The sequence below is a fragment of the Neorickettsia sennetsu str. Miyayama genome (genome assembly GCF_000013165.1).
Taxonomy (GTDB): domain Bacteria; phylum Pseudomonadota; class Alphaproteobacteria; order Rickettsiales; family Anaplasmataceae; genus Neorickettsia; species Neorickettsia sennetsu.
This window is the reverse complement of sequence record NC_007798.1, coordinates 560,807-576,731: the sequence shown is the minus strand read 5'-3', so window position 1 is coordinate 576,731 and position 15,925 is coordinate 560,807. Positions and strand designations below refer to the sequence as shown.

The following is a 15,925-nucleotide window of genomic DNA, read 5'->3' as shown; positions in this document are numbered from 1 at the left end:
CCTGTAAACTATGAGTGGTTTGCTTCATTTCCGTAACCTTCGGCAGTATGTTTGCTATCTCGCGAAGATTTCCAACTGGGAAATTATCGCGGTAGGGGATCACCTTATTGTTTACAACGGTGTCAAGGATTCTTTGTTTAACTATGTATTCTGTTCAAGTGCAATAACAGAATCTGAGTTCGTAACGATCCTGGCGAAGCTCAATGAGCGTGGTTGGAACATGTCCTGGGCTGTTGAGCCGGGTATGAGCGTCCTAAAAATGTACCTAGGTAAGTATAATATCGGGCGCACAAGTAATCCGAAAAAAGCTTTCCTAGATCTTTCAAGATATACAATACCCTCAAGTAAGATTGATACTTCTGTAAAATTTAAGCAAATCTTCACACTCGAAGAAGTACAACTATTTGATGATTTATCGTCGAGAATTTTCTGGCACAGGCCCGGAGTATTGGTTCCGTCATTTCGAGGTATAGGAGAAGCTGATCCTAATAGGCTTCGATTTTTTCTCGCTTCTTTGGATGGCAAAATCGTGGGTGTGTGTGGCTTCTATCTTGATGAGCGCGTGGCATGTTTTTATGCTGATGGTGTGCTTCAGGAGTATAGGGAACGTGGTATAGGAATGCAATTAATACTACAGCGGCTTGCCTTAGTTAAGGAGCTAGGTTGCGATGCAGCAATTGCTCATTGTATCAATCCAATTTCTGAGAGCTTATACAGGAAAATGGGTTTCAAGATGCTTGGCGGGCTAGGATTGTACTACTCAGAGTGTGCCTGAATCCATGTTTTTCTGATGGATTTGTAGCTGTTTTTCCTGTTTTATGGCCCTGAACGCTGTATTTTTAGAAGCGCAGGCGGGAGTGATCTCCAACTAGGCATCATTGAGCATATATCGACTGTGTGAGCGCTTTCTCATTGTGTAATGTCAAGAACTGTATTTTTAGAAAGGTGAAGGGACGCGTTTGTGACTGGATCCCATTAGGTAAACAGAAACCGACGCGTCTTTTTCATATGATGCTAACAGAAATATTTCTAGGGAAGTGGTGAGGGACGCTGCAATCAGGTATCAATAAGTATACATCAATGAGATTGACAAATGAGGTGCATCCATGGTCTCGTACTTTCCATCAACTGTACTATGAACAGTAGGATGTAGTATGTCAATTCTTGGCGTTTTCATGTGACTCCACCGCCACGATTTTTATCCTGATCTGCCGCGTGTTTCTCCGTGTCACTTGCCGATAATTTTGACCCTGGTGCTGTGGCAGATGGATTTGTGCATGCAGCAGAAAGAGGTTCTTTGCTCTGAGGAAAAGGTCCAAAAGGGTTAGTAGGGCGCAGTGCACTTCTAACTTTTTGCAGGTATAGCAATGGACCTTTTGTATCTGCTGCGGGAGCGGTGTTGCTTCCTCCGGAACCTCCACCAGCTGCTCCTTCTCTCATATCATTTGATTGATCTTGTCCACCCTGTGGTTCAGATGTTTGGTTTTTCTCTGACTCTTCATCACTATTTGAAGAACTCGTAAGTCCTTCAGGTAGGAAGTCTTTTAATGTTGTTGGTTTTAGGTGTCTTGGATGTGGCATGCGTAACTGTTCTGATAAAACAGTCTCATTGTAGATTTGATTTATTAAAAAATTGTCTATTTTCTTACTATTTTTTTACTTGATACGACTAGGAACATTCTCCAGTGAGTCACGATCTGGATACCTTAGAGCTACTTACCACTCTGAATGATAAGGTGTTAACTACTTAGTTATTTTTTCATTTGCCATAATAAGAAGCATTCAAAACGATTTGCACTACCCAAAATATATTGATTATTGAATTACATAGTTGGAGTCAGGCGGAGTAGCTTTTTAATTGTTAGAGTGGTCTAGCGTCCCACTCTTGAGGAGTCTCTTCCGGTTCGGGATAGGCAATATTTCCCTGTTGTGATTACCCGGCTTTTGTATGTCAATTCCCCATTCTATAATCCAGCACGTGTATAAAAAGCAGAGCAATGTGGAAAGTGGGAATAGCAAAAGATGTAAACCAATCTCCACATTCCCAGGAGACTTAATTCCGTGTCCTTGACCTAGTTCTCTCAAATCCCGAGTACGTATGGTCCGACTTGGGAAAGGACGAGATCATGTGATGCAATAAAAAGCACACACAAGGTGTGAGCAGGGCAGTAAAAGCAATGATAAAGTGGGCAAGTACATTTGGGTCAGCTGTGATACCTATATCAGTTGTTTCCACTAGATTTAGAGCTGTGGCACCTTCGTTTTCAGGTGTATCTTGCGTAGGAGTATACTCGTTTTCCTATATGCCTGTACGTACTTCCTGCGTATTCGCTTCATCTTCTGACGCGCTTACATTAAGATGGTCACCAGGATCCCATATTGACGTTACGCTTAGTGCTTAGCTAAAATCCCGGCCTTCAGTATGTTCTTCTGGTTCCGGATCATCAAGTGTACCAGTAAGTGATCCTTCTCCTGAGAGAAGATTATCCTCACGCTGTCCTGCATCTGCTCCTCCACTCCCTAGAAGCATTCTAAGTCGATTGCCCGGTGCTCCAAGTAAACCTACTGCTCCCGTTACAAGTGCTACTAAAAAATATAAGAACCAACCCAGCACAATCACGTAGAGGGGACCAATTTGTGGTAGCGGGCTTTCTTTTGGTTCGTGCCTTTCTTGGTAGCCTCCACTTTGTTCTCTGGCATGATCCCTTATTTTAATAAGAGATGACCGAAGAAAATAATTTAAACAAAATGCAACAACAAGGAGTATAAAAACGTACTGAAGTTGTCTTCCTTCAGCGCCTTCTGGTTCGTCATCCCATTGTTCCACGCCGTCCGTTTGGCGGGCACCTCCTCCTACGTTACTAGTCTCTCTATCACTACTTTCATCCTGACCCCCCCGCTCTCACGCGTCTACGTCTCCTTCTGCCTCTTATAGGTGCTTGTTGGCCCCTACCTTGTGTCGGGTTGTTACCTTGATCTGGGTTATTACCATCATTTCCTGTATCTCCACTTTTGTTAGTGCAGGCACCTCCACCCCTTGAGTTTAACATATTTACTTTACATTTAATAAATCAACAGCAGACCCTAATTAAAACTTCAATCGCGCCCGCGCCGTCGTCTTGTTTAATCTATACTTGATGCCGTAAGCCTTCTCGGATTCCCCCCACCATTTCCTTGTATCACGACCGTTTTGATTGGGGTCTTTATCATTTGTGTTTAACATATTGATTGCTTTCTATTTTTCTAAATTTATTAAGTAAACGTTCAACTTGTCAAGTAAATATTTAACTTATTAGGCAAACATTAGCTAAAATTTTAATTATGATTTCGTCCTCCTTGATCTATCCTACCTACCCTGGCTTCGTTAAGTCCTCCGTGAGGGGGTGGTTGCTGTCCATTTTCATCATGATCTTCAAAAACACCTATCGCATCCAACATGAGGTACACTATGCACCAGAGACACATTTTAACTATCGTGTACATGGCCATGAACATACCAAACAGTATTGACAGCATATCGAACACAAATCTTGGATCTGTCATGAATCTCTCTAATACTCTTCTCTGAGCAGCTCTTTCTCTTGGGAATATCCAGTCAAACCGACCCGTTCTTAGTAGATGTCTGCGGAAAAATATTCGCGTTTGTGGATCAATAGCATATGCAAATCCTGCAGCACAGATGATCTGAAAAGGAGTACATTTTCTTGGAACATCGGTTAGTCCTGTCAGCAGGCGAGCCAGTTCCTGTGATGGTGATGGCTCTTGGTTGCCGAGTTGTGGTGCACCTCCTACAGCGCCTTGCTCTTCTTCAGGTGGTTGTGGAGCATCTTGCTGAGCACCTGTTCCACCTGTGGCGCCTTCTGCTTCTTGAAAGATCTCTTCCTCGCCGTTACTACTGGACTCTCCTGCTTCAGCATCTTGCTGGGCATCCACACCTCCTACAGCGCCTTGCTCTCCTTCAGGTGGTTGTGGAGCATCTTGCTGGGCACCTGCTCCACCTGTGGCGCCTTCTGCTTCTTGAAAGACCTCTCCCTCGCCGTTACTACTGGCTGCTTCTGCATTGTTACCTTGTTGGGTCTGATTGTTTTGTTCTTCGTCAACGTGTTCAGGTGGGTCACCCTGCTTGCCAGTTGGATTGTCCATTTACTTAAACCTTTGTTAAAGGTAAATAATAATTAAATTGTTAATGAGTTTTAGCGGTGAAAGCAAGATTGACCGAGTGCCTTAATTCTCTCTAAACAGCGAGTGACTCTTGCTCCTGTGAAGCTTATTCTTATTGTTAGTGCAAAAGTTTGCTAAAGGAGAGTTCTTTTTCCTGCATTATTTGGCGGGCTCACAACACCTTCCTCTTCCATCTTTTCAACGAGTTTTGCAGCCTTGTTATATCCAAGTGAGAGTCGTCTTTGGATGTAACTGATTGAGACCTTATTATCTTTCCTTACTATTTCTATTGCCTGCGCGTAGAGAGAATTGAAATCATCACCACCAGCAACACTGACTGCTGTATCTTCATCTGATTCCTCTTCAAGCACGATATTTTCGTTGTACTGCGGACTCCCAGATTTTTTTAAATATTCTGCAATTTTCTCTACTTCGGGATCGCTCACATATGGTCCGTGTATTCTCACAGGTGCTTGGCCAGCAGCCATATATAACATGTCACCACGTCCAAGAAGTTGCTCTGCTCCCTGTTCACCAAGGATAGTCCTACTATCAATTTTTGAGGTAACTGCGAAACTGATTCTAGTTGGGAAGTTTGCCTTAATAACACCAGTGATGATGTCCACCGACGGACGCTGTGTTGCCATTATTATATGGATTCCCGAAGCTCTAGCCATTTGCGCTAGTCTTTGTATTGATGTTTCAATTTCCTTCCCTGCAACGAGCATTAAATCTGCCATCTCATCAACTACAACTACGATAAAGGGTAACTTCTCGAGTTCAATGCTTTGTGTACGAGTGAGTTTCTCTTTTGTTGTGGGATCTATTCCAATTGTTTCTTCATATTCAAAAAGCTTGCCTCGCTTTATAAACTCCTCAGCTTTTTTGTTGTAGCTCTCAATATTCCTCACAGAGAGTTTTGTCATGAGTCGGTAGCGTTCTTCCATTTCCTTGACTACCCACTTTAGTGCGACCACAGCCTTTTTAGGGTCTGTTACAACAGGCGAAAGCAAATGAGGAATATCATTGTAAATGGACAGCTCAAGCATTTTTGGGTCTATCATTATGAGCTTGCATTTGTCGGGTTCAAGTTTGTATATCAATGAGAGGATCATTGTGTTTATTGCCACGGATTTCCCGGATCCTGTTGTGCCTGCAACTAAAAGATGCGGCATCTTTGCGAGGTCGACGACTACTGGTTCACCGCTAATACTTTTGCCAAGTGCTATTGGGAGAACCTTATCAGCTGCTTGATACTCGCCCGATTCTAAAATTTCTCGCAAAAGCACAACTTCCCTGTGCTTATTTGGAAGCTCTACCCCAATTACGCTTCGTCCTGGTATGATCGAGATTCTTGCTGAGATGGCACTCATTGTTCTTGCAACATCTGCTGAAAGTGCAATGATTGAGGATGATTTTATGCCAGCTGCCGGCTGTAGTTCGTACAGCGTCACTACAGGTCCAACTGTGATCTCGACCATTTTGCACTCTATTTTAAAGTCTTCTAGTACTTTTCTTAGATTCTCACCTTCTTTTTGTGTATCTTCTAGTTGTTTGGGCTCAGGGCTACGTTCCTTAAGTAGCTCCAGCGGGGGTATTGTGTTTGTCTCGATAGCAAAAGTACCGGATTTGAATTTCTTCCTGATTTCATGAGACGTAAACTTTCTCATGATGGAGCTTTCTTTGAGAGAGGAAGACTTGCTTGTTTTTTCGGTTTCGATACGTTCTTCATGAGCCGGAATAGAGTCCTTCTGTGAAAATGATTTTGTACCTGATGACTCCATCCTCTCCTTGAGTGATGGCTTTTTCTTGGGTTTAATTGTAGGTGTTAAAACTTCATGGGAAGCTTTTTTATTTATTTCAGAGAAGGTTTGGCCTTTATCTTCTTCATTTACATGTGGTTCCTTCTCTTTGATGAAATTGTATGTGCACTTTATAGGAAGGTCTTCTTCCGGTGTCTCATTATGTATGTGGCCTTTTTGTGTAACCGCGTTGCCCTTATCATCGTGCGACTTGGATTTTAATTTCTTCTTCAGGAGTAACAGCGGTAACGAGGCAAGCACTTTCACAGTGCAAAATGCTTTTCTTATAGCTTTTTTTATCTTCCTTATCGTGAGGAAATTGAAAATCCATAAGCTTAGAATGATTGTCAGCGCTATCAAAAAGTGTGACGCGTGTGGGTGGTCCAAATAACTCGCGAGTAATGAACCCATGATTCCTCCGTATGAGCCGAATAGCCATTCATCAGACGGTGGGACCTTTGATAACAACGTGATCAATATAAGAATTAACACGCTTAAAAGAATGACTTTTTCTCTGGAAAGAATGAAACTGCACACAAGTAGCGTACAGAGTGGGTAGAATCCAAGTCCAATTAGAGTCATTAGATAAGTTGCTGCTGACCGACCGAAAAATATAAATTTGCTGCTATGTAACTCTGCTGCAGTAGTAAAGGAAGGTATCTCCTCACCACTTTTTAAGCTGCAAACCATTAGGAAAAGCAATACAAGTCTACACGTGATTGATGAAAGTATGTAAAGAAAGTTTTTGATTTTTTGTGCCATCCTCACCGAGCTCTTTCTTTGATACTGGGCAGTGTAGCATTGATTGAAGAGCACTTTAAGAGAGTGAAATACCGAAAGAGGCATCGGTAAAAGCCCTTAGCGCAACTATGGACGTGGGTTATTGTGTGAATTACGATGATACTGCCGGGATAGAGGTGCGCTACTTTTGATCGTTATTTTTGTGTTGTGTCAGGCCTAGACATTGGATTTTTATAGGAACATGCTTTACTCTATACATTGCCTAACTTGCTATATAAATGTTTTCCACTGTAGAAGAGGTAATACACCAGCTTAAAGAAAGGAATAAGCCTTTTGTTCTTGTTGACTCCAGTGATAGAGAGAATGAGGGTGATATAGTGGTACCAGTTCAAATACTGACAAGTGAGATCATGAATTTTGTAGTCACACATTGTCGTGGTCTTCCATGTGTCTGTGTAACTAAAAGTTTGTGTGAAAAGCTCGGCTTAGATCTTATCAAGCGGTCTGATTCGTGTGAGTCTTCCAATGTTGCTAGATTTGTCACTACCATAGAGGCAAAGGAAGGTGTGAGTACGGGAATATCTGTTCGTGACCGTGTGCGCACTATGCGCCTGTTGGCGAATGATAATGTCGATAAGGATAGCTTTGTTTCACCTGGACATGTTTTTCCGTTAATGATAGAGGAAGGAGGGTTGATGGTGCGCTCTGGGCACACTGAGGGTGCTGCAACTTTTGCTCGTTTAGCTGGTTTTAAATCAGAGTCCATGCTGTGCGAGATACTTGATGAGGCTGGTGATGCAGCTAGATTACCCTATTTAACGGACTTCGCTAGGAAATATGATCTTTGCCTTACTAGCATAGATCTTTTAATTACTTATCTGAAAGAGAAAGGTACTAGCATTCTCTTTTAACGAGTCAGACGATATGGATTCTTTATGAAACTTCTTAGGTGGCGTCTTTCTCTTGTTATGGGGTTTCTTTGTTTGTCTGTGATCGCTTGCTTTTCTAGTAGTGCAGCCTTTTTTGAAAAGCTGGTTCGACCCTAGTGATATATGTGTTTTACGTTCTGGGGAGTTGCAGTTGATGTAGCACTGTTATAGTGCTCTACTTCAGTTTCCTTCTGCGCAGCAGATTCTCTGCTGTTGCATGTGCGTTGCAATTTTTTTACTTATTTTACTATGCCATTGTATGTTAGTTTCTTGTTTTTGTGGAAAAGAAAGTAGCTGAAGAAATTGTCAATGAGATAAAGCGTTCTATCAGAGAAGCATTAGCAAGCTTCGATGGTGCGGATTCTCGGTACTATCAAAGAGCCTACAGATACTTTTACGAACAGCAAAAGAAGATTGCTAAGATATCTGGTCTTCCACTACGCATTATCGAGGAGATAGTTATGCTTGTGGGCAAGAAAAGGGTTCTGCCGATCGGCAAAGAGTTATTTGAAGAGGATGTCCAGTATATTATCGAGAATCTAAATCCTTCAGATACAAGAGAGAGGGACCAGCTTAGAATTAGAGAAAAAGAACAAGAAGAGGAAAAGAAGGAAGAACAGGAAAGAGAAGACGAAATCGAAGAAGAACTTGGAACCGATTTGCTTGCGAAGCTATCTAAAAGAAAGCAGAAGCAAGATGCAAAGGAAATTTTAAAGAGACTGCTCATTTGCATGATTGCGGCGAGGATGGACCCAAGACGTAGGGCTGGTGAAAGCATAGAGTCGAATGCCCGAAGCGCAAAGACATACGGAAGGGAAGGGCAAGTTTCACTCAAAGATCTCGTGAAGGCAGGTGTTGTTAGTGCAGCCGTTTTATTGAGGTTAAATGCTCAAGGCATTTCTGGTAATGCAAGTCTTTCGGTGAGTAAAATTCAGTCGTTTGTTGCTAGTCAGTTTGAATCTATTATTAATCTGATTAGGAGAGAAGATTTCGGACGACTTGCAACAAGAGTTCCAAATAAGTCTCAAGGATTGCTTACCTTAGCTAAGGTGAATAATAGTCTTGGTATTTTGACTGAGAAAGCTTCCAGTATCGCTGTTGGAAGCAATATCTGTGCTGGGTTCACACCTTTTGTTGATAGGAAATCTAAGGAAAGTGACCGGGGTAGGTAAGTTTGTGATTGGGTTCTATAAAAGGCTAAATCCCGTTCATTGTATATGAATGTAAACGCATAAGAAGGTGTTTCTTAGATTTTTCTCCCCGTGTCGAGCAGTACTTCTAATCGAATAAGTAGTACTGATCTTCTACTTTGGTTGGTGCTTTAGTGTGGAGAAATTTCCTAGGTTTCACTTTTTAAGTCTGGGTTTTGCAGTTCTGTGTTATCTGAAAAATGGGATTAATTTACTTGTTTCCTAATTGCCATCAAAAGGAGCTCGTTTTTACTGAGGACACAACTACTTTCTCTCCATAGATATTCTAATTGCTTCAATTTCTTTCCTATCTCGGGTCCGGTGTAACCCAGCGGTATAAGATCCCTACCCATTACCGGAAAAATTGGTCTTTCAGAATTATTTGTGACCAACATAAAATCTTTGCGTTGTATGTCAGACAGTTTATTTTCTGCATACAGGATGTTAATCAGTTTTCTTGTGAGCTCATTGCCGAGCTTTGCCAGGGTCTTTTTTGGACAGTGCATTTCTTTTTCTTCTGAAAGAATTGAAATAGCCTTTTGTACCTTTTTCGAGATTCTCCATCGTGAATACAGCCATTGTAGGTTATAGCTATTCTCTGTATTCCTTATGAGTAGCGTCAAAGCCGCGATATGATCTTGTATAAGCCGACTTTTTTCATAATCTAATCCTGAGAAGGACACTTTCGCACCTAGAACTTCGTCTATTATTTTTGCTTCCTGCATTGTGAAAACTGTGCTAAGGAAGTTCACATAAGAAAGCAGTTTAAACATTTCTCCTTGGATCCTCTCACCCGAAAGTGAAGAGATTTTTTTTCTGTACTTTGTGCAAGCATGAAGGATTTCTTCCGAGAGCGGTGTCTTGCAAATAGATGCCTGGAAGCGAAATGCTCTCAATATGCGTAGATAATCTTCTTCGATTCGCTGATGAGGTTCTCCGACAAATTTTAATCGTCTGTTCTGTAAATCTTCCAATCCGGAAAAATAATCATGAATATTACCCTCGATGTCTATATACATTGCATTGAATGTGAAATCCCGTCTTTGAGCATCTTCTTTCCAGCTATCTGTGAATGAAACAGTTGCGTGACGCCCATCGCAGTGTAGATCCTGCCTTAGTGTTGTTATCTCAATTGGTCTTGAATTGACTAGAACAGTGAAGGTACCGTGCTTAAGCCCAGTGGGAATAGTTACTAAGCCGTTTGTTTTGAGTGCCCTTATCGCTTCTTCTGGTTTGAGGGTTGTAGCCAGATCAATATCGCTAATTTTTCTTCCTAAGAGCTGGTCCCGCACGCAGCCGCCAACGAATCTTGCTTCTCCGCCATTATTACGTATTATTTGAACGAGGGTTCTTAAGTCCTCAGTCCAGCTTGTTTCGACCTTCATTGACTATGCGACTAAAGAAGCTTTTCTCTCCAAAATGGTTAATCCTTGTACTCCTGATTCTAGCACTCTTGGTTACTGCAATAAACGCGTCCATTACGGGTAGCAGGTCTGACGTGGTCGCTTCGGTTGGAAGGGAGAAAATCCTGGTTGACGATTTTGTTTCTGAGTACAAGAAGCACGAGCGCTATTTTCAAAGTATGTTTGACTTTAGGCTCACAGATACCCAGCTTAAAGATATCGGAGTTGGCAGGATTGTTCTCACGACTTTAATCCAAGACAAGGTGATAGAACAGCTCTTTAAGCAGATGGGTCTCCATATTGATACCTCGATCGCAATTGACAAGATAAAGAAAAATCCTGTTTTTAATGAAAATGGAAAATTTGATCGAGCTAAGCTTGATGATTTCCTCGATCGTAACGATCTTACGGAAAGAGAATACATAAGAAAAGTGAAGCGTGAAATCGGTAAAGACTTTGTTTTTGGTCCGTTTTTTAATATTCAAGGTGAGTATGGGAAGTTGGCTGAACTTTTCTACAATTTTGAGTACGGACTAAAAGAGGTCAGTATTGCGAAAGTAGATAAAAATGCGTTGCCTACTCCTCCTGTACCAACCGAGAGTGAGCTCGTATCTTTCTATGAAGAAAATAAGGATAAGTTTTTCAGTGATGAGTACAGAGCTGCTGCGTGTATTCTTATTTCGGAGGATAATGTAAAGCCCGAGTTGGTCGAGGTAGCAGATGAAGATGTACAGAAAAGCTTTGAGAGTCTGCAATTAGGAAAAAGGTATTACATCAATTACGTGGAGTTTGACTCACGTGACGAAGCGGAGCGCATGAAGAGATCTATTTCTGCAAACCCAGAGTTCTACGCAAATGATCTAACTCGGATAGAGGGTTCAGTTAAGACAGATTTGCCAGCTTTTCTTCCGAAAAATATCCAATGGGATGGAAATAAATGGCTCCTCGCAAAGTATATGGGCAAGTTTTACATTTACACAGTTGTGAAAATAGTTTCTGTTTCTCCAGAGGAGAAAGAGAAAAATTTAAATGAGCTCCGGAAGTTCATGCGTTTGAACAAACTAAATCAGATAGTCGATGAAATAAGAGATAAGGTTCATTTAGGTGAAGATTGGAAAGTAATAGTAGGAAAATACGGTGGAGAAATAGATTACCTTACTCCCATGAGTCGACTTTCCTTGGATAAGGATGGGAAGAAAGTTAAAGTAAGTGAAGAGCTATTAGAGCAGGTTTTTTCAAGTAGCGAAGGTGCTATAAGCGAAGTTATCACTGGCAAGAATGAGTTTATACTGTTTCGTGTTACTTCCGTTGAACCAGTGGCTAAGCAACCTTTCAGTAAAGTTAGAAGCAAAGTGATGGAAGCATTGTCTAAAAAAAGACAAATGCAAGTTGCGCTTGAGCTTCTACAAAAGCAGCAGGAAAGGGGAGAAAAAACAGAAAAGGTGGCTCTGTACCGGCCAGGGATTGCGAAGCGTAAAGGGCTGAACTACCACTATCCTGATGAATTCATAGCAGAAGTATTCCAGATTGATTCCGGGGGCACAACAAAAGTTTTTGAGTCGGATGTGGAATTCTTTTCTGGCAAGGTTCTGGGTAACAGAAATCCTGAGCTAGATAAGTCAATAGTTGCCGAAATTGAGGCTAAGCTGCGCGAAGAGATTGGGTTTTCAATGCTAAGTGAGCTAACTCAAGCTGCGATGAAGCAGTTTAAGGTAAAGGTAAATTCGGATCTTATAAAAGACCTTTTGTAATGTGTAGCATAAACGCTTTCCTGTTCAGCGATTTGGCTTCAAAGCGGATTTTCCTTTTTGAGGGTCAGCTCGAGTTGATCTATCTGGCCTATGTCAAGGAAATACAGGAAATCTTCAAGAGGAGCGGGCAGTTATTGGTAGAACACGTTTATTTTAAGGACTGTTCGCATACACTTTTGTTGGAGAAATTGCACTCCCCCTCTTGTTTTGGAAGAGTATTTTTCACTTATGATGATCCAAAACTTTCTCTAGAAAAGATAGGAAAAATAGAAAATTACCTCTGTTTGTATTCTCGAGATGGCTTTAAGGTTCATCCACAAAGGGACGATCTAGTAAGGATAGCATTTTCAGACGCAACACTAGAAGAGTTAGTCATATATTATTCAAATAAGTATTGTTTGAATTTCGGTGGAGAGGCGATCAAAGTTTTTGTTCAACATCTCAAAAGGAACGCCTTTGCAATAGATACGGAAATGTTAAAGTTCAAGCACTACTTTGGTGCGCGCGATATCACTGTGGATGATATGCTTACTCTATGTGAGCCTGCATCACCTTCGGTTAATAGGTTTTGTCGCAGTATTTTTGCACTGGAGGTGCATGACTTTTACGATAGTATAGCTCAGTTCTCGGAGGCTGAAGGGATGTTAATGATTCGCAGTTTGATGAAGTGCTGCGATGCGATTCTTGATGTTCTTACGAGCGCCGTACGTGGCATCCCAAAAAATGAAATTATTAAAGACTTGCGCAAAAAGCAATTCTATGACCTGGAAATTATTGATCAGGCACTGAAAAATGTTTTTTATCAAGATAGGGCCAAGATAATGCTACTTGCGCTGCCAAAATTAGAAGCACAGTATAAGCTTTTTCCCGAGAGAAGGTTCACTCTACTTGTGGCAGGATTATCAAGTCTGTTTGCTCAAATGAAACAATCCGTTTGTTCGTAGCGAAATAACTCATTTATCGAAAATAGGACTTGGCAGATTCATATGTACATGTGATGTAGGTCTTGAAAAATATCACAGCGATTACGATATTTGATTCTGTAGGTCATTAGAATGGTTAATCGAGATTGATAGGAGAGAAGATACTTATGAAAGTTGGATTAAAGATGTTACATGATCAGGTCCTTATTAGGCCTCATGAAGAAAAGGATGGTGCTGGTGGGATATATATTCCTGATTCAGCAAAGAAGAAGCCAACAATGGGTCTTGTTGTAGCTGTTGGAGCAGGTGCGAAAAACTCAAACGGCACTTTTCAGCCTGTGTGTGTCAAAGAGGGAGATATTGTTCTTTACAGAAAATGGGCAGGCAGTGAAGTGGAGCATGACGGTGTTGAGTACGTCGTGATGAAGGAGACTGATATTATTGCTATTAAGGAGGGTAAATAATGGCGAACGAAGTAATAAGTGGTGAACAGTTGCAGAGAGTTATCCGTGATGCAGCTGACTTGGTTGTATCAAGTGCTGGTGTAACACTTGGGCCTGAGGGTAGACCAGTCATAATGAGTAAGTCTTATGGTGGCCCGGAAGTAACCAAGGATGGTTATAAGGTGATGAATCAGCTTAAACCGGAAGATGAGAAGGTTGCAAAGATAGTCGAGCTATTAAACCAGGCTACCTCACAGGCGAATGAAAAAGCTGGAGATGGGACTACTACTGCTACTATCTTGGTGGGCAACATGATCAAAAATGCTCACAAACACATTGCTGCTCAAAGGTCCCGGATGAAGCTTAAATCCGGTATGAAACGTGCACGCGACGAGGTCGTGAAGTATATTCAATCAGTTGCCAAGAAGATAAATTCGGAAGAAGAGATAGCACAAGTTGGTTCAATTTCTGCTAACGGCAATAGTGAGATTGGTGGCAAGATTGCCGAAGCTATGAATAAAGTTGGTAAAGAGGGTGTTATTACTGTCGAAGAAGGTAAAGGATTAGATGAGTTTTCTGTATCCGTTGTGCAAGGTATGGTCTTCGACAGAGGATACGTTTCTCCTTATTTTATAACAAACCCGGAGAAAATGATTGTTGAGTTTGACAATCCTTATGTCCTTCTCGCGAATAAAAAACTCTCTAGCATACAACCAATGGTTCCTCTTTTGGAAACGATTGTTCGTTCGAACAGAGCAGTCGTCATAATCGCTGAGGATGTTGAGGGTGAAGCTCTTACTTCTCTTGTTCTTAGCAAAATGAGGGGTAGCTTGAAAGCTTGCGCTGTTAAAGCTCCAGGCTTCGGTGATCGCAGATCTGAGATGCTCGAAGACATTAGGATACTTACCGGTGCTAAAACACTAGTAAGTGACGATTTGGGCGTGACAGTTGAGAGCCTTACTGTTGAAGATCTTGGTACTGCAAAGAGCATCATTATATCTAAGGATTCCACGACTATAGTAGATGGTGGTGGCGAAAAAACAGCAATTGAAGCGAGGGTCAAGCAGATTAAGACACAAATAGACAAGACTACTTCTGATTACGACAAGGAGAAACTTCAGGAGAGACTTGCTAAACTTGCTGGTGGTGTTGCTGTCCTCAAGGTTGGTGGTGCTACAGAAGTTGAGGTTAAAGAACGCAAAGATCGTGTAGAAGATGCTCTACATGCTACACGTGCCGCAGTTGAGGAAGGTATAGTTCCTGGTGGTGGTGCTACATTGCTTAGTGCAATCGCTGTTTTGGAAAAGCTCTCTTCTGATGATGATGATGAGCAGGCTGGTATTAACATCGTAAAGACGGCACTCAAGGCGCCTATTTCTCAGATTGTTGAAAATGCCGGTGAAGATGCTTCTGTGATCACATACAATCTTCTGGAATCAAAGGATCCTAACAGGATCTTCGATGCACGCGAGCTTAAGTATGTAGATGCCTTCAAGGCAGGCATTATAGATCCAGCGAAGGTAGTGCGTGTCGCACTGGAAAGTGCTGTTTCTGTTGCTAGTGTTCTAGTGACTACCGAAGCCCTAATAGTTGATTTGCCGACTAAAGATAACGGTTCTTCTTCAATGATGCCTGGTGGTGGCATGGGTGGAATGGGCGGTTTCTAATTGCTTGTTGGGAGGGGTACTCTGGGCCCCTCCTGCTTATCCCTTGTGTTATTTGATCCAGGTAGTCTTCGTTCTGGATGGGGTTGGTTCAGGTGTCTCATTCATGTGACGTATCAGCGCCCCCATTTTATTATTCAGGGTTGCCCTACTTGATTTATTTCTCTGATTGCCGCTCTGTGAGTATGGAAGTGTAGACGCGCTGGACATCGTCATCTTCCTCGAGAGCATCTACCAATTTTTCTAAACGGACGTGCACCTCAGGCGGTACTTCTTGATGTGTCTTTGCCCTCCATACCAGTCCCGAATGTTCATACTCTCCGAGCTTCTTTCTCAGTTCTAAGGAAGTTGCAGCGAAACTCTCCCTGCTACAATAGACATCAAAGTGGTTCTTTTCAGTCTTAATGTCCAATGCGCTAGCTTCAAGAGCGACCTCCATTAGCTTGTCGAAATCTGTAGATTTCGGGTACGAAAAAACCCCGAAACTCTCAAACATAAAAGAAACGTCGGCTAAAACCAAACCAGATTTAGAAAGAATATGCTTAACATTCGAGGCAGTCCTGTTCTTATTATCCGTCAGTGCAGTCACAACGACTGCAAAACCACTAGGCCACATGCCACCAGAACTAGCAGCCATATAGCACACTTCTTGATAATCACCTTCCGTTTTGTCAGTTGAACTCTTAATCGCAGACTCGATTTTATCCTTCGGAAGGCCAAAACGCCGTGCATTTGCAAGAGCGGACCGCAAACGCGGGTTAAATTCAGGATCTGGAAGGCCAGAACGCGCTGCAACGAGAATCTCTCTTCTCAACTTGGTAAACTTCCTTGCCCGCTTCGCATCTTGAGCGTTTTTCCTATGCTTTATATTGGCATACTGAGAATGACCAGCCATAACTCAGATGAGACACTATCTGG

13 protein-coding genes are annotated in these 15,925 nt (G+C 42.0%); 7 read left to right on the top strand and 6 right to left on the bottom strand.

All coding sequences use genetic code 11. The annotated features are described in order from the left end of the window. Positions 1-10 precede the first annotated feature (10 nt). On the top strand, positions 11-775 hold the full coding sequence (locus tag NSE_RS02660) for a GNAT family N-acetyltransferase (protein WP_081430825.1): 765 nt from the start codon (positions 11-13) through the stop codon (positions 773-775). 398 nt (positions 776-1,173) lie between these two features. On the opposite strand, the gene NSE_RS02655 is transcribed toward NSE_RS02660, so the two are convergent. The 4 genes from NSE_RS02655 to NSE_RS04135 all read right to left on the bottom strand — a co-directional run bounded on the left by NSE_RS02655 (position 1,174) and on the right by NSE_RS04135 (position 6,725). Next, positions 1,174-1,581 (bottom strand): hypothetical protein, encoded by a 408-nt coding sequence (locus NSE_RS02655; protein WP_011452040.1) that lies wholly within the window; start codon positions 1,579-1,581, stop codon positions 1,174-1,176. 817 nt (positions 1,582-2,398) lie between these two features. After that, positions 2,399-2,827 carry a hypothetical protein gene (locus tag NSE_RS02650; protein WP_011452037.1) on the bottom strand — a complete coding sequence of 143 codons (429 nt, stop codon included), beginning with the start codon at positions 2,825-2,827 and terminating at the stop codon, positions 2,399-2,401. A 488-nt stretch (positions 2,828-3,315) separates the two neighbouring features. Continuing rightward, on the bottom strand, positions 3,316-4,143 hold the full coding sequence (locus NSE_RS02645) for a hypothetical protein (protein WP_041917512.1): 828 nt from the start codon (positions 4,141-4,143) through the stop codon (positions 3,316-3,318). Between the two features lie 152 nt (positions 4,144-4,295). Next, a complete protein-coding gene (locus NSE_RS04135; protein ID WP_011452034.1) occupies positions 4,296-6,725 on the bottom strand; it encodes a DNA translocase FtsK in 2,430 nt (809 codons plus the stop codon). Between the two features lie 257 nt (positions 6,726-6,982). Between NSE_RS04135 and NSE_RS02635 the strand changes: the two genes are divergently transcribed. Then, positions 6,983-7,615: a 3,4-dihydroxy-2-butanone-4-phosphate synthase gene (locus NSE_RS02635; RefSeq protein ID WP_011452033.1), complete on the top strand. Its 633-nt coding sequence runs from the start codon at positions 6,983-6,985 to the stop codon at positions 7,613-7,615. Positions 7,616-7,911: 296 nt separating this feature from the next. Then, positions 7,912-8,805, top strand: coding sequence for a hypothetical protein (locus NSE_RS02630; protein ID WP_041917511.1), 894 nt, complete (start codon positions 7,912-7,914; stop codon positions 8,803-8,805). 224 nt (positions 8,806-9,029) lie between these two features. Here NSE_RS02630 and NSE_RS02625 read toward each other — a convergent pair whose 3' ends face one another. Beyond that, on the bottom strand, positions 9,030-10,208 hold the full coding sequence (locus tag NSE_RS02625; RefSeq protein WP_011452030.1) for a CCA tRNA nucleotidyltransferase: 1,179 nt from the start codon (positions 10,206-10,208) through the stop codon (positions 9,030-9,032). A gap of 5 nt (positions 10,209-10,213) precedes the next feature. On the opposite strand from NSE_RS02625, the gene NSE_RS02620 reads away from it, so the two are divergent. The 4 genes from NSE_RS02620 (at position 10,214) to groL (ending at position 15,010) form a co-directional block, all read left to right on the top strand. Continuing rightward, positions 10,214-11,977 (top strand): SurA N-terminal domain-containing protein, encoded by a 1,764-nt coding sequence (locus tag NSE_RS02620; protein WP_227028936.1) that lies wholly within the window; start codon positions 10,214-10,216, stop codon positions 11,975-11,977. Between the two features lie 32 nt (positions 11,978-12,009). Continuing rightward, the gene (locus NSE_RS02615) at positions 12,010-12,921 is read left to right on the top strand and encodes a hypothetical protein (protein WP_227028935.1); all 912 of its coding nucleotides are present in this window, start codon (positions 12,010-12,012) and stop codon (positions 12,919-12,921) included. A 146-nt stretch (positions 12,922-13,067) separates the two neighbouring features. Next, positions 13,068-13,364, top strand: a complete 297-nt coding sequence (locus NSE_RS02610; RefSeq protein WP_011452027.1) for a co-chaperone GroES — start codon at positions 13,068-13,070, stop codon at positions 13,362-13,364. Further along, a complete protein-coding gene (gene groL / locus NSE_RS02605) occupies positions 13,364-15,010 on the top strand; it encodes a chaperonin GroEL (protein WP_011452026.1) in 1,647 nt (548 codons plus the stop codon). The genes NSE_RS02610 and groL overlap by 1 nt, the downstream gene beginning before the upstream one ends. Before the next feature lie 154 nt (positions 15,011-15,164). Here the strand turns inward: groL and NSE_RS02600 are convergent, their stop codons facing one another. Next, positions 15,165-15,902 carry a YebC/PmpR family DNA-binding transcriptional regulator gene (locus tag NSE_RS02600; protein WP_011452025.1) on the bottom strand — a complete coding sequence of 246 codons (738 nt, stop codon included), beginning with the start codon at positions 15,900-15,902 and terminating at the stop codon, positions 15,165-15,167. Positions 15,903-15,925 lie beyond the last annotated feature (23 nt).

Coding starts and splice junctions, on each gene's coding strand:
- NSE_RS02660 (WP_081430825.1), top strand. CDS start 11: ATGAGTGGTTTGCTTCATTTCCGTAACCTTCGGCAGTATGTTTGCTAT.
- NSE_RS02655 (WP_011452040.1), bottom strand. CDS start 1,581: ATGCCACATCCAAGACACCTAAAACCAACAACATTAAAAGACTTCCTA.
- NSE_RS02645 (WP_041917512.1), bottom strand. CDS start 4,143: ATGGACAATCCAACTGGCAAGCAGGGTGACCCACCTGAACACGTTGAC.
- NSE_RS04135 (WP_011452034.1), bottom strand. CDS start 6,725: ATGGCACAAAAAATCAAAAACTTTCTTTACATACTTTCATCAATCACG.
- NSE_RS02635 (WP_011452033.1), top strand. CDS start 6,983: ATGTTTTCCACTGTAGAAGAGGTAATACACCAGCTTAAAGAAAGGAAT.
- NSE_RS02625 (WP_011452030.1), bottom strand. CDS start 10,208: ATGAAGGTCGAAACAAGCTGGACTGAGGACTTAAGAACCCTCGTTCAA.
- NSE_RS02620 (WP_227028936.1), top strand. CDS start 10,214: ATGCGACTAAAGAAGCTTTTCTCTCCAAAATGGTTAATCCTTGTACTC.
- NSE_RS02610 (WP_011452027.1), top strand. CDS start 13,068: ATGAAAGTTGGATTAAAGATGTTACATGATCAGGTCCTTATTAGGCCT.
- groL (WP_011452026.1), top strand. CDS start 13,364: ATGGCGAACGAAGTAATAAGTGGTGAACAGTTGCAGAGAGTTATCCGT.
- NSE_RS02600 (WP_011452025.1), bottom strand. CDS start 15,902: ATGGCTGGTCATTCTCAGTATGCCAATATAAAGCATAGGAAAAACGCT.